The 13,077-nt window shown below is 59.8% G+C and carries 13 protein-coding genes and 1 pseudogene; 8 read left to right on the forward strand and 6 right to left on the reverse strand.

The genetic code is table 11. The features are described 5' to 3' along the window. Together VMU57_RS16365 and VMU57_RS16370 are read right to left on the reverse strand one after the other, a co-directional pair. Positions 1 to 632: ABC transporter transmembrane domain-containing protein (locus VMU57_RS16365; protein ID WP_325385328.1), on the reverse strand; the 632-nt coding region annotated here is incomplete at its 3' end. Between the two features lie 46 nt (positions 633 to 678). Next, positions 679 to 1,461 carry a DUF1223 domain-containing protein gene (locus VMU57_RS16370; RefSeq protein WP_325385330.1) on the reverse strand — a complete coding sequence of 261 codons (783 nt, stop codon included), beginning with the start codon at positions 1,459 to 1,461 and terminating at the stop codon, positions 679 to 681. Between the two features lie 94 nt (positions 1,462 to 1,555). On the opposite strand from VMU57_RS16370, the gene hemW reads away from it, so the two are divergent. The 7 genes and pseudogenes from hemW to VMU57_RS16405 all read left to right on the forward strand — a co-directional run bounded on the left by hemW (position 1,556) and on the right by VMU57_RS16405 (position 8,004). Next, positions 1,556 to 2,770, forward strand: coding sequence for a radical SAM family heme chaperone HemW (hemW, locus tag VMU57_RS16375; protein ID WP_325385331.1), 1,215 nt, complete (start codon positions 1,556 to 1,558; stop codon positions 2,768 to 2,770). Positions 2,771 to 2,800: 30 nt separating this feature from the next. After that, positions 2,801 to 3,826, forward strand: coding sequence for a GntG family PLP-dependent aldolase (locus VMU57_RS16380; RefSeq protein WP_325385333.1), 1,026 nt, complete (start codon positions 2,801 to 2,803; stop codon positions 3,824 to 3,826). A 102-nt stretch (positions 3,827 to 3,928) separates the two neighbouring features. Further along, a pseudogene (locus VMU57_RS16385) lies at positions 3,929 to 4,108 on the forward strand (hypothetical protein); the annotation flags it as partial. After that, on the forward strand, positions 4,105 to 5,046 hold the full coding sequence (locus VMU57_RS16390; protein WP_325385336.1) for a lysophospholipid acyltransferase family protein: 942 nt from the start codon (positions 4,105 to 4,107) through the stop codon (positions 5,044 to 5,046). The pseudogene VMU57_RS16385 and the gene VMU57_RS16390, both read left to right, overlap by 4 nt. Further along, complete coding sequence (lpxD, locus tag VMU57_RS16395; RefSeq protein WP_325385338.1) at positions 5,046 to 5,960, forward strand: UDP-3-O-(3-hydroxymyristoyl)glucosamine N-acyltransferase; 915 nt, start codon at positions 5,046 to 5,048, stop codon at positions 5,958 to 5,960. Before VMU57_RS16390 ends, lpxD begins: the two co-directional genes overlap by 1 nt. A gap of 22 nt (positions 5,961 to 5,982) precedes the next feature. Beyond that, positions 5,983 to 6,606 carry a hypothetical protein gene (locus VMU57_RS16400; RefSeq protein ID WP_325385340.1) on the forward strand — a complete coding sequence of 208 codons (624 nt, stop codon included), beginning with the start codon at positions 5,983 to 5,985 and terminating at the stop codon, positions 6,604 to 6,606. Between the two features lie 231 nt (positions 6,607 to 6,837). Next, positions 6,838 to 8,004 carry a GGDEF domain-containing protein gene (locus VMU57_RS16405; RefSeq protein WP_325385342.1) on the forward strand — a complete coding sequence of 389 codons (1,167 nt, stop codon included), beginning with the start codon at positions 6,838 to 6,840 and terminating at the stop codon, positions 8,002 to 8,004. Between the two features lie 84 nt (positions 8,005 to 8,088). Here the strand turns inward: VMU57_RS16405 and VMU57_RS16410 are convergent, their stop codons facing one another. The 4 genes from VMU57_RS16410 to VMU57_RS16425 all read right to left on the reverse strand — a co-directional run bounded on the left by VMU57_RS16410 (position 8,089) and on the right by VMU57_RS16425 (position 12,529). Further along, entirely contained in the window at positions 8,089 to 9,066 is a 978-nt protein-coding gene (locus VMU57_RS16410; protein WP_325385344.1) for a ferritin-like domain-containing protein, read from the reverse strand. Between the two features lie 12 nt (positions 9,067 to 9,078). Further along, positions 9,079 to 10,008: a ferritin-like domain-containing protein gene (locus VMU57_RS16415; protein ID WP_325385346.1), complete on the reverse strand. Its 930-nt coding sequence runs from the start codon at positions 10,006 to 10,008 to the stop codon at positions 9,079 to 9,081. Positions 10,009 to 10,173: 165 nt separating this feature from the next. Next, positions 10,174 to 10,887, reverse strand: a complete 714-nt coding sequence (gene bshB1, locus VMU57_RS16420; protein WP_325385348.1) for a bacillithiol biosynthesis deacetylase BshB1 — start codon at positions 10,885 to 10,887, stop codon at positions 10,174 to 10,176. Positions 10,888 to 10,984: 97 nt separating this feature from the next. Then, positions 10,985 to 12,529, reverse strand: a complete 1,545-nt coding sequence (locus VMU57_RS16425; RefSeq protein WP_325385350.1) for a hypothetical protein — start codon at positions 12,527 to 12,529, stop codon at positions 10,985 to 10,987. A gap of 177 nt (positions 12,530 to 12,706) precedes the next feature. Between VMU57_RS16425 and VMU57_RS16430 the strand changes: the two genes are divergently transcribed. Next, positions 12,707 to 13,077, forward strand: a 371-nt coding sequence (locus tag VMU57_RS16430; protein WP_325385352.1) for a homocysteine S-methyltransferase family protein, incomplete at its 3' end; no start/stop codon positions are given.

The raw sequence follows: 13,077 nt of genomic DNA on the forward strand, positions 1-13,077 counted from the left end.
ATAACGGCTAGCGTCAGCAGGGCGAGCGGCCAGCTCATGCGCAGCATAATGATGACGATGAAGGACAGGACGAAGATGTCCTCGAAGATGGCGAGGACGCCTGAGGTAAACATCTCGTTCAGCGCATCTACGTCGGAGGTGACGCGGGTGACGAGCTTGCCGACCGGGTTATGGTCGAAGAAGCCGGGATGCATGCTCTGGATGTGCCGGAAGATCTGGCTGCGCAGATCGAACATGATCTTCTGGCCGGTCCATTGCATCAGGTAGGTCTGGACGAATTCGAGGACGTAGGTAATCAGTAGCGCGCTGAGGTAAATCAGGCCAAGCTGGGTGATACCTGCCATCGGCTTCGCGTTGAGGTGGTGCGCCAGCCAGGAGAGCTTTTCCGGCGGCGTCTTCGTCATGTAAGTATCGACGGCGACCTTGACCAGATAGGGGCCGACGACATCGGTGGCGGCTTTGAAGACGATGGCAATGGCGGAGAGCACAACCTGCAGCTTGTAGGGACGCAGGTAGGTCAGAAGACGGCGCATAAGACGGCCGTCGTAGGCTTTACCTACAATGTCGTCGTCGTGCGCGGCCTTCTTCGCGGCTTCTTTTTGCGCCTTTTTTGATTTCTGTTCGTCAGCCATCTAAGTATCTCTATTCTAGATGCTTGGGGCGAGAACAGGATTCTAGTTATTGCCGCGCAGGCATGGAAACTGCGCCCACGACAGCGCCCTCTCCCGGACGCTGGGCAAATACAACAATCCGCATGGTTGCAGGCGTCGCATTTGCCGGGGCAAGGAGCTGTGCGTGCAACGAGCCGGATGCGAGGTCGTTCAGCTTCCCGATCTTTTTCAGCGATCGAACAACAGCAGCATGATGAATAACCTGCCCTTTATTTTCGCCACGTAGAACGTTTGTTGTGTCGGTCGGATCGACCAGGGCCGCATACAGGTCTGCATTCGAGAGAAGATTGTGCGGTCCCGAACTGGAGACCGTGAACGAGACGTGGTTTCCGTCCAGAGCTGGCTTTGAGAGTGCAAGGTTGATCTTCGCTGTGTGGCCCGCGCTGTTGATGGCGCGCACGATATGGGGTACATCGTTGCCGACGAATGGCTCGGTACCGTCAACGACCATCTGCGGTGTGTAGACATCGTCCAGATGGAAGCGGAAGCGGTACTGATTCTGCCGCTCCGTATATTGATGCGAAGAAAAGCGGTCGTGCCAGCCAAGCTGGTCCCAATAGTCGACATGCTCGCCAAGCGCGATGATCTCTGTACCGGCGACTGGCTGCGCCTGCTCCAGCTTTGCGAGCAGAGCGTCGGCAGGTGGGCAGCTCGAACAGCCTTCCGAGGTGAACAGTTCCACCAGCACGGGAGAGCGCTGCGGCGCGGTTTGAGCGGTGGCTTGTCCGGAGATCGGGACAAGAATAAAGATCAGGGCTCCAACGGTAGCGAGCGGGTGAAGTCGCGGCATAGTCTTACCTCTCAGGCGCCTCTTGCAGCATAGAAGGCTTATTGCCGTCTGAAGCAGCCTTCGTGAAACAATTGTTTGAGGCGTTTTCGGCAAAATGGTTACAACGGCTGGAGTCTACATCTCGGTTCCTTTCTGTAAGGCGAAGTGTACCTTCTGCAACTTCGCCTCGGGAGTGTTCGCCGCTGACCGAATGCAGCATTATGTCGACCGCGTATGTGATGAGATTGGCGCGGCACGGGATGCGGCGGTGAAGTCCGGGGCGCGGCTGCCGGAGCTGGTGGATTCGATCTACTTTGGCGGCGGAACGCCCAGTTTGCTGAGCGCGGCGCAGTTTCGCCAGATGTTTCAGCGTCTGCGCGGCGAGTTCGAGTTGGCGCGAGACGCTGAGATAACGCTCGAGTGCGCGCCCGGGCAGCTTGGCGACGAGACGCTGGAGGAACTGCTGCGGCTGGGCATGAACCGCGTCAGCTTTGGGGTGCAGTCCTTTGTTGACCGCGAGACGGCGGCGGTTGGGCGATTGCACACGCGGCTGGAGTGCGAGGCCGAGATTGCGCGAGTCCGCAACGCCGGAGTTAAGGACATCAGCATCGATTTGATCGCGGGGCTTCCTTACCAGACACGGGAGAGCTGGCAGTATTCGCTCGAGCAGGCGATTGCCAGTAAAGTGCAGCACATCAGTGTTTATATGCTGGAGGTCGATGAGGAGTCGCGGCTTGGCGAAGAGGTTCTCGCCAAAGGGACGCGCTATCATGCGTCGGCTGTTCCTTCGGAAGATGAGAGTGCCGATTGGTACCAGATGGCTTGTGAACAGTTCGAGGCTGCGGAGTTGGGGCAGTATGAGATCTCGAACTTTGCTCGACCGGGCCATGCTTCGCGGCATAACCTCAAATATTGGCAGCGGTTGCCTTATATCGGCTTTGGCCTCGATGCGCACTCGATGCTGCTGACCCAAGCGGGCGCGTTGCGGTTTGCGAATACGAGCGAGATGGATGCTTATATGGATAAGCCTGAGTCTGCGTTTCGTCAGATCTCAAAGAGCGCTGTTGAGCCGGATTTCGATGTTATTGGCGTTGAGCGGGCTTTTGAGGAGGCGCTTTTTCTTGGGCTGCGGCTCAATCAGGGCGTCAGTCTTCGCCTGCTGCGCGGACAGTTTGGTGAGGCGATGGTTCAGGATGCGATGCCAGCGTTGCTGGAGGTTCGTGAGGCAGGGTTGTTGGAGTTGGAGACCGATCACGTTCGCCTGACGGCACGAGGCCGCATGGTCTCGAATGAGGTCTTCAGCCGACTGCTGGTTACCTCGGCTGCATAATCTGAGATGGAGTAATGGAGTAAGGGCTACATGATCGATCTTCGAAGTGACACAGTTACTAAACCGACGCCGGCGATGCGCGAGGCGATGTTCGTCGCCGAGGTGGGCGACGATGTGTATGGCGAAGATCCTACCGTCAACAGACTGGAGAACGATGCCGCTGCCATGTTTGGCAGGGAGGCTGCTCTTTTTGTTCCGACCGGCACAATGGGGAACCAGATCGCCATTCGCCTGCATACGCAGCATGGGCAGGAGATCGTCTGCGAGGCGCGGGCTCATGTGCTGGACTGGGAGATGGCCATGGCCGCTGCGTTCTCCGGGTGCCAGTTGCGCTCAGTCGCGGGGGAACGCGGCGTGCTGACATGGGGCCAGATTAAGCAGGCAATCGGCCCGAAGCTCTATTACCGCGCTCAGACTGGTCTGGTTTGCATTGAGAACACGCACAATATGGCTGGTGGTACGGTTACACCGCTGGCCAGGATGCGCGAGATCTGCGAGGGGGCGCATGAGGCTGGTCTGCCGGTGCATCTCGATGGAGCGCGGATTTTCAACGCTTCGGTGGCGCTTGGCGTTGGCGTAGCGAAGCTTACCGAGGGTTGCGATACGGTGATGTTCTGCCTGTCGAAGGGGCTGGGCGCTCCGGCGGGCTCAATGCTGGTAGGCAGCAGAGAGGCGATGGAACAGGCTCGTGTCTTTCGCAAGGCGCTCGGCGGCGGAATGCGGCAAGCTGGGGTACTGGCCGCTGCTGGTCTGGTCGCTCTGCATGAAATGACGGCGCGGCTGTCCGACGACCATGCCAACGCTCGTCTGTTGGCTGAGGCGGTTGCTGCTGAACCGAATGCCGAGATCGATCTGGCAGGCGTCGAGACCAATATCGTCATCTTCAGGCTTCGCGGTGGCGATGCGGCTTCCTTCTGCCGTGGACTGAAGGAGAAGGGCGTGCTGGCGAGTGCTATCGGGTTGGATTCTGTCCGGTTCGTCACCCACTTTGACGTTGACCGCGAGGCTTGTGGGAGAGCGGCTGCCGCTGTGACGCAGGCGTTGCGAGCTTCATAGAGGGGCCCCTTCCTTGGGGTACCCCCTCCCTTGGGGTACCCCCTCCCTTGGTACATCTCCCGTATGTAAGTTCGTCGTTGTCGAACTGGTGGAACGCGCCGACTCAAAGCGCACCTGAACGACTTCCTCCGGGCCTACGACTTCGCCCGACGACTCAAGACCCTCAAGGGTCTCACTCCCGACGAAGACCTCTGCAAACTCTGGACACAATCCCCGGACAGATTTACTCTCAACCCAATCCATCAAATGCCGGACTATACACCTAGTAGACTGAATGCTTGAGCGACGCGATACAACGACAGCCGCGGGGAGATGGAACGGCCCGGGAGTGGGCTGAGTTCTGCGTTGTCCGTGTGTTTGTCGCGGCTTTGGGCATTCTTCCGCGAAAGCTGGCGCGAACGCTGGGAGCGGGCATTGGATGGCTCGCATTTCGTCTTCTGGGGCGGCTGCGCAAGGTGGGCTTGCGCAATCTGGAGCTGGCGTTTCCGGAGAAGACGGCATCGGAGCGCGAGACAACTCTGCGGGCGGTCTATCGGAATCTGGGTTGCCTGTTAGCCGAGTTCTGCCAAATGTCGAGCTATACGGCAGAGCGGGCGAGCGAATTTATTCGCTATCACGGGCTGGAGAACTATCTGGCGGCGCGCGAGCGGGGCAAGGGCGTGCTGGTGCTGACCGGGCATCTCGGCGCGTGGGAGCTGTCGAGTTTCTATCATTCGTTGATGGGCTATCCCATGGGAATGGTGATTCGCCGGCTGGATAATCCTCTGGTCGATGCCTTTGTGAATCGAATCCGGTGCTTGCATGGCAACCGAGTGATGCACAAGGATGATTTTGCGCGGGGACTGATTGCCGCGATGCGCGCCGGACAGACGGTCGGAATTCTGATGGACACGAATATGACCCCGCCCCAGGGTGTCTTTGTGCCGTTTTTTGGAGTGGAAGCCTGTGCCGCCTCGGGAATGGCACGAATTGCGCAGAAGACCGGTGCGGCGGTGGTGCCGGGCTTTCTTTTGTGGGAGCCACGGGAGAAGAAGTATATTCTGCGCTTCGGTGCGGAGTTGGATCTGATCCATACCGGGGATTCGGAATCGGATGCAGTTGCCAATACGGCGCTGTTTACCGGTGTGATTGAGCGTTATGTGCGGGAGTATCCCGAACAGTGGCTGTGGATGCACCGGCGATGGAAGACGCGGCCTGCGGGCGAGACGGGGATCTACTAATGGCGAAGATGAGCGAAGTCGCTGACTGGGTTGGATGGAGCGCCCCTGCCGGAGACGCGGAGATCGATCGGGTCTCGAGCATAGAGGCGGCCACGGGGAGTTCGGTGGTCTTTGCCGTCGATTCCACAGCGCTCCGGGCTGCCATCGAATCGAAGGCTGGGTTGATTCTTGCGGCGAAGTCATCGCAGTTGGAGGATGACCGGATCTGGCATGTGGCTGATGCGCGCTATGCTTTTGCGACGATTGCCAGACGATTAAAAGGGAAGGGGTTTGAAGCTGGAATTCATCCTTCCGCCGTCGTCGGCGAAGATGTTCAGATTGGCGCGGGGACCAGCATCGGGCCAGGAGTTGTGATTGGAGAAGGCGTTCGTATCGGCAAGGATTGCAATATCATGGCGCGGGTTACGCTTTATCCGCGGACGGTGCTGGGCGACCGTGTGGTAGCGCAGGCCGGGGCGGTGCTCGGCTCTACCGGGTTTGGCTATGTGCGCCACGCGGAGACGGGCGAGTACTTGGTCTTTCCGCAGCAAGGAAGTTTATGCATCGAAGATGACGTGGAGATCGGCGCCAACTCGACCATCGACCGCGGAGCTTTAGGGGAGACGAGAATCGGGCGCGGCACGAAGATCGACAATCTGGTGCACATTGGGCATAACTGCGTGATCGGGAAGAACGTCATCATCGCGGCGCAGACCGGTATTTCGGGGTCGAGCGTGGTGGAGGATGGCGCGATTCTGGGTGGGCAGGTAGGTATTGGAGAACACGCTACGGTGGGCGCTGGTGTGATTCTTGGAGGTGGGGCAGGAGTGTTGAGCGGGAAGAAGATGCGCGGGCCGGGACAAGTCTTCTGGGGCCGTCCGGCGCGGCCCTTGAAAGAGTATCTTCGAGACCTGGCGCGATTGCGCAAGGGCTGAGCGGCAGGCTGGGGAACAGGCGATGGCAATTGTGGTGGTAGGCGGGCATAGCCGGAACATCGGGAAGACCAGCGTGGTTGCAGGATTGATCGCAGCGCTGCCGGAGATGCACTGGACGGCGTTCAAGATTACCCAGTTCGGGCATGGGGTGTGCTCGGCCAATGGGGAGCCTTGCGACTGTGAGACGGCCGATCATACGATCGCCGTGAGCGAGGAGCGGCAAGGTGCTACCGGGACCGACTCTGCACGATATCTCGCAGCTGGGGCCGTGCGTTCGTTCTGGGTGCGAACCAGGCAGGGCAACCTGGCGGAGGCGATGCCTCGGATTCGCAAGGAGCTGGAGCGCGCAGAGAATGCGGTGATCGAGTCGAACAGCATCCTGCGGTTTCTCCGGCCGGATATCTATTTAAGCGTGCTCGACCCCACGGTGGAGGACTTCAAGGACTCGGCGCGGTTGTATCTGGATCGAGCAGATGCTGTGCTGGTGCCGGAGGGCGTGCTGGGAAGGCCGGAGTGGAAGGGCGTTTCGTTGAAACTGGTGGAGGGAACTCCGGTGCTGGCGATGCGACCACCGGTTTATGTGACGGAGGAAGTCGTGCGGTTTGTGGCGGCGCAGGTCGGCTCTCGACAAGGATTGCAGCCGTAACTCGGCAGAGATAGCGGGGGTTGCAATCGCAGGTTTACTGTGAAAAATTTTGCAGGTTCGATATATATCGAGTGTGATTCACGCAAGCAGACAACGAAGATTCGACTGGCGCAGTCAAGCGTTTAAATATATATTCGCCATTCGCCTGCGAAAGTACATTGGCGAGTGCGGTAAAAAGCGAAAAGACTTTCATGCACTGCAGTATTTGACTTGGTTTCCCAGGGCGAAACAATGGACACGCACACACTGGTTGTGATGAACGTGCTTTTGTATGTACTGTATGCGGGTGTCATCGCGTTGAATGCCCGCATGCTTGGATCGGCAAAGGGTGCGGCGTGGTTCGCGGGGGCGAATCTCAGCCGCGGTGGAGGGCTGCTGCTGATCCTTCTGGGCGGCGTGATACCGGTCGCCCAGGCAGTGAATGGTCTGCTGGCCGTGCTGGGGATGATGATGCTGCACTTCAGCTTCGACGAGCTGCTGGACCGCGGCCCACTGTGGCGGTCGCTGCAGTATGTGCTGGTAGGTGTGATGGCGGTGGGGACGATTTGTCTGCTGATTGTGCCATCGCACTATCCTGTGATGCTTCTGCTGGCGTGCGCGATCGAGAGTGTGCAGGTGGCGGCTACGGCAACGGTAGTCTTTCTCTTCGCAGGCGAAAACATTGGGCTGGCGGCGAGCCTGACCGGCGCTTCGCTCGCGGTCTATGCCTTTCTGCTGCTGATGCGGGTGATGGTGAGCTTGAGGTTCGGTACGCCGAACTATCCGGTGCTGGCCAATGAGATGTTGCGTTTCTGGCTGGTTGGAGCGCTGGTGACCAACAGCGCTATCGCCTTTGGCTTCATGTTTCTCTCCTCGGCGAAGCTGCGCGTGGAGCTGCTTTGGCATGCGCAGGTCGATGAGTTGACGGGGCTATTGAACCGGTGGGCGTTGACGCGGATTGCGCAGCGCGAGATCGCACGGTGCGGGCGGGCCAAGGGAGTGATTGCCGTCGTGATGCTGGACCTCGATGGGCTGAAGCGCGTGAATGATTCGCTGGGACATGCGTGTGGCGATGCTCTGCTCCAGGCGGTGGGGAAGGCTTTGCAGGAGACGGTGCGCGGCCAGGATGCGGTGGCGCGGATGGGTGGGGATGAGTTCTGCATTGTGCTTCCGGATACGGGCCTGGCAGAGGCGGGGATGGCGGCGGAGCGAATGCGATCGAAGGTAGACGAGTTGACGTTGCAATACCGGGGAGAGACGGTGCGCGTGCGGGCGAGCCTGGGCGTGGCTTCGTCGGAAGGGTGCGGGCTTTCGTGGCAAAGCCTTATCGATCAAAGCGACGCAGCACTCTACCGGGCCAAGCGCGGAGGGCGCAACCGGGTGGTGGCGGACGACCAGATCGAAGCGGCTGAGGGATAGGGATGGGAGAGCTTTATCTTGAAGAGAAAAAAAGGAGGCTGCCCACGGATTTGTGGGCAGCCTCCTTTGTTTTGCGGTTGAGATTTACTTGATGTTTCCGTTGAGGCCCGAGGGAAAGAAGACTCCCTTGTGGCTGGTGGCGCTGGGATCGGTCCCCGTGACGATGGCGAGGACCTGGGAGGTGGTACGGCCCCAGCCGATTGAGTTCGAGTCGCAATCGACGATGGTCGACGAGGAGTACGACGCCGAAGTGCCATTGAGGCTGACCATGGTTGTGGTCAGGCCGATGTCGTCGGCCTTGCTTCCGGTGTAAGTGGTTGTCGACGCGCTGGAAGGATTCGCCAGCATGGAGCGGGCTGCCGAGATCTTCTGCGTGATCGTGTTCAGGGTTCCGGTTCCGGCATCGAGAGCGTTGATGCTGGTGCGGACGAGACCGGCGTGGTATGCCTCAACGGCATGGATGCCGACCGCTGCGGGAAGGATGGTTTTCTTATCTTTGATAAGGCCCGCCGCTCCGTGATAGGCGCTGACGCCGACGTCCTCGAAGATGTAGGCACCGATCAGGAAGGTGGCATCGCTGGCGAAGGGATCGAAGCTCGACCCGAGTCCGGCCACCATTGCCAGCGCATTGAACGAGTTGTAGAGGTCGATGTCAGGCATCGAAACCGCCGCCGTGCCCAGCGCACCCTGAAGAAAGCTGACGTGCTTGCCTTCTTCGATGGCTGTCTCCATCGCATAGGCCTGGATCGGCGGCAGGGCGAAGGGAACCTTCATGAAGCTGGGCTTGAGTGTGACCGTTCCAGCAGCCGCACCGTTGACGCTGACCGGGATGGGGGTGGGCAGCTTGTCGATAGTGACGCCGGAGACGGCGAGGTTGTAGAACTGGGCCTCGAGGTACTCCAGGTTGAGGGCGAAGTTGAGGATGTCGGTATCGCTGACGGCGGATTGAGCTTCAGCCCGAGGTGCGAAGGCGAGCCCTGCCAACGCTGCGCCGCCAAGGGTCAGCAACGCACGACGGCTGGAGATGATGGAATCTAGCTGTTTGGTCTCTGTATTTGCCATGGTGATCTGTCCTTAGGATGCAGTCGTTGAGATGGAGCCGTTGAGTCCGTTGGGGAAGAAGCCGCCGCTCTTGACGCCCGCGCCGGGTGCGGTTGCGTATACGATGTGAAGCACCTGGTCGGTGGTGCGGGCGAAGGCGATGGCGTTGGTGGTGTCCGCCGCGACGATGGAGCTGACGCTGAGCATCGTCTCGTTGCCCCCGCCAAGCTTGCCACGCAGAGCGGAGACCTGGTTGGCATAGTTGACGTAGGTTTGGTCCTTGTTGGTCGCGGCCATTCCTACCAGCAGCGTGCGAATCTCGGCGGCGTGATACGCTTCGACGGCCTGAATTCCGGCTGCGGCAGACAGGATGTCGGTGTTGGTGATGGCCGGGGCCGCGCCGGTGTACGCCGTGACGCCTACGTCCTCAAATACGAAAGCGCCTACAAGGAAGGCGCTGGGGCTGGAGAAGGGATCAAAGCTCGATCCGATGCCTGCAGCCGCGGCGAGAGCGTTGAAGGCGTTGGTGAAGTCGATGTTGGGACGAGCAACAGGAGTTCCGCTGTTTTTGGAGATGGTCTCCTGAATGGCGCGGACGTGGTTGAGCTCGTCCTGCGCGATCTCAACGGCATACTGCTGCATGGCAGTCGAGAAACCTTGAACCGCTGCGCCACCGGTGACGGTACCAGCGCCGGAGAGAGCATCTGTAGAAGAGAGGCCGCTGCCAGTCGCCGCGCGAAGGTAGAACTCGGCTTCGAGATACTCAAGGTTAAGCGCGAAGTTGAGAATGTCGTTGTCTGGAACGTCCTGGGGCGGCGGTGTCGTTGTTCCGCCCCCACTGGACGGCGGTGTGGAGGATTTGCTGCATCCGGCCAGAAATGCGGCCGCTGCGGTGGTTCCGGCCCCAGCCATGAACGTTCGGCGGGAGACTGCTCTCTTAATAAGTTCGTTGACTTTTTCCACGATGGACCTCTCCTGAATGCAGGTTGCGTTGCGCCTTCACTCAGGAGTACGGTCACGCGGAAGAGGTGGATGTAAGTGGATTCAAAAAAAATAAATTAATAAATAGATTTGCTTGGAGTCAAACTGGTTTAGCACTAAATTATTTAGTTCTCAACTACTTCGTCTCTAAATTGATTGAACAGGAAGAAGCATCAGGTCTTCGATCAGGCCGACTTCCTTCTGCACGAAAGGCTCGGCATAGCGCACGCCTGCGAGCAGGCCGTAATGGCGCGCTGTCGCGAAGGTGCGCTCGCGGATATCGTCTTCGCGAACGAAGATGGAGTCGCCCGTGGATTGGGACGCATATTGCGAGCGATAGGCTGCCAGCGCCTGGTAGCGCTGCTCGATGTGCGGCGTGATGTCGACGACGAAGGAAGGCCGCACATCGGCGTAGAGCGAGGCGTAGAGGATCTTGTAGGGGCGGTGAGGCTCGCCAGCGATATCCATCTTGGCAAGGCCACTGATGAAACAAGATTCGTAGCCGAGCGTCGCGCTGGTGTAGTGGTCGGGGTGGCGTCCCTGCCAGTAGGGCAGGATGACCACGCGGGGGCGGAGGCGACGGAGGACCTCTGCGACCTTGAGTCGATTGGGCAGCGTGTTCTCGACGTTGCCATCAGGCAGGTCGAGGGCTTCGCGGTGGGCGACGTTGAGGATGCGGGCGGCGGCGATGGCTTCGGCCTCGCGCTCGGCCGCGGTTCCACGGGTGCCGGACTCGCCGCGGGTGAGATCGAGGATGCCGGTGCTCCAGCCACGAGTGTGCATGGCCAAAAGAGTGCCGCCGCAGGTCTGTTCCACGTCGTCGCGGTGGGCGGCTATGGCAAGAATGTCGATGGAGGGCATGGTGGTTATGGTAGCAGCGGGTACGGTTAAAGAGTGAGGCCCTATCCGTTGCGGTGAGCTGCGAAGGATAGGGCCTGATTTGCTGCGAGGCGAAGCTCTAGTTATCGGCGTCCGTGACCGCATCCAAATAGGCGACGTCGAGGGCGGTGCCCTGCACGGTGACGAACTCGTTGTCGATCTCAGAGCCATCGACGGTGCTGAAGACGTGGACCTGTCCGCCGTACGCGGTATAGATCTTGTTGAAGCCCTGCACCCAGCAGAGGCCCGTGAGATCGCCGTAGTAATAGAGGTTCTGGTTCGTGTTGGGATAGCCGACGGTGGCACCTGCAGCGACGCTGCCGGGGGTGACGGCAGGGACGATCTGAGCGGTCTTGGCACCAAGGTCGAAGCGGGTCAGGCAGTTGTAGTTCGTGTTGAGATGCTGACGCTCGCCCGTGGCGCAGTATTGCGAGCCGATCCAAAGAGTGTTGTTGTCGGCGAAGAGCAGCTTGGTGTGGGTGCCGTCGGAGATGCCGTACTTGCCGGTGACCGCAGTGGACGGGCTGCTGGCGGCGGCGGCAAGGTTGACTGTGGTGAGATAGCCGGTGAAGAGGCCGTCCGGCATCTGCTGCTGGCCAGCCAGGTATAACGTGGTTGCGTCTGAGAGCGCGACCGTGGCCCCCCCGGGAATCGGCACATTCGAGACGAAGGCCGAATTGTCAGGAGTCGTGTTGGGGATGGTGTTCACGTTGAGCGGGCTCTGGTTGAGCACCGTAAGGCTCGATGTGGTTCCACCGCACTCCGGACCGCAGTTGAGAATGTAAGCGGAGGTGCCGTCGAGTGAGAAGTAGGCTCCGACCGGGCGGTCGAAGGTGTTGGAGCCGCCTGCGCCTACGCCGGTGGAGTTCACCGGGACGACGCAGTAGACGGGCAGGTTGAGAGGCTCGCAGTCCGCAGCGCCGGTAGACTGGATGGCAAGCTGAGAGGTGGCGAACTGGTTGGAGTTGAGCTTGACTAGTCGATAGATGATGTTGGAGTTACGCACCATGGCGAGCACCACCGTATCGCCTGCGTTCACGGCTACCTTATCAATATTAGGCAGATTGAGGCCGTAAGAGCTGCCGGTGGCATTATCGATGACAGCCAGCTGTCCGGAGCCTTCTTCGGCGGCATAATAGTGCAGGAAACCGGGCGGAATGGCGATGGACGCCGCCTGGGGGAACTTGCCCGCGGAGCCGGACGAGGATTCCTTGCTGTAGTCGATGATGCCCAGGCTGCCGTCGGTGTTGGAGTAGACGTAGCCGTGGACCTCCGCCGGGAAGTTGAAGATCATGCTGGGGTAGCCGGAGTTATAGCCGGAGATCGAGAAGCTGGCGATGGTGCCTTCAATATTGCTGCGAATGTCGCGCTTGGCATCGACGATCGCCAGGGCGCCATTGGCGCTGGTCGATGTGCTGGAGCCGTTGACCGTATAGGCGATCATGACCCGCTGGGCGAGCTTGCTGGGCGGAACCGGCCGATCGGCAAAGGTATATTGCGGGAACTTATAGTAGTAATACTGGGCGCTGTGGCAGGAGCTGAGGGTGAGGCACGCGACGGCGATCAGCAGGCCGCAGTAGATCTGGGCGCTGAGGGACTGGGCAAAGAGACTTCGATTCTTCAACGTGGACAAACTCCAACCTGAGCGCTGCGGCGTATTTATGCGGGCCACGGCTATCCGCTGAGTATAACAAAGGAGAGGGGGGGACTGGGTTGACGGGCCTCGGGTCAGACCCCTTTGGACGGGTTTGGAGCGCGTCCGGCTGGTGGCTTAGGATGAGAGATAGATCCGGAGAAGACGATGAGCGACGGCGTTGGCGGTATTGGCATACATTATGTGGCGGAACCTGCCGCCGTAGACAGGCTGTTCGCGGGGGGAACGGTGCTGTGCGATGGCGCGATGGGGACGATGCTGTATGCGCGTGGCGTATTCATCAACCGCAGCTACGACGAGCTGAACCTGTCGCAGCCCGAGTTGGTGCGCGAGGTCCACGCCGAATACCTGCAGGCGGGCGCGGAGGTGGTGGAGACCAATACCTTTGGAGCAAACCGGTTTCGGCTGGAGCACTTCGGGCTGCAGGATAAAGTCCGCGAGATCAACGTGGCAGGGGTAAAGCTGGCACGGGAGTGCGTGGACCAGATTCGCGAGAAACAAGCCAGCGAGGCGTTCGT

It is taken from the genome of Edaphobacter sp. (assembly GCF_035532915.1).
Lineage (GTDB): Bacteria > Acidobacteriota > Terriglobia > Terriglobales > Acidobacteriaceae > Edaphobacter.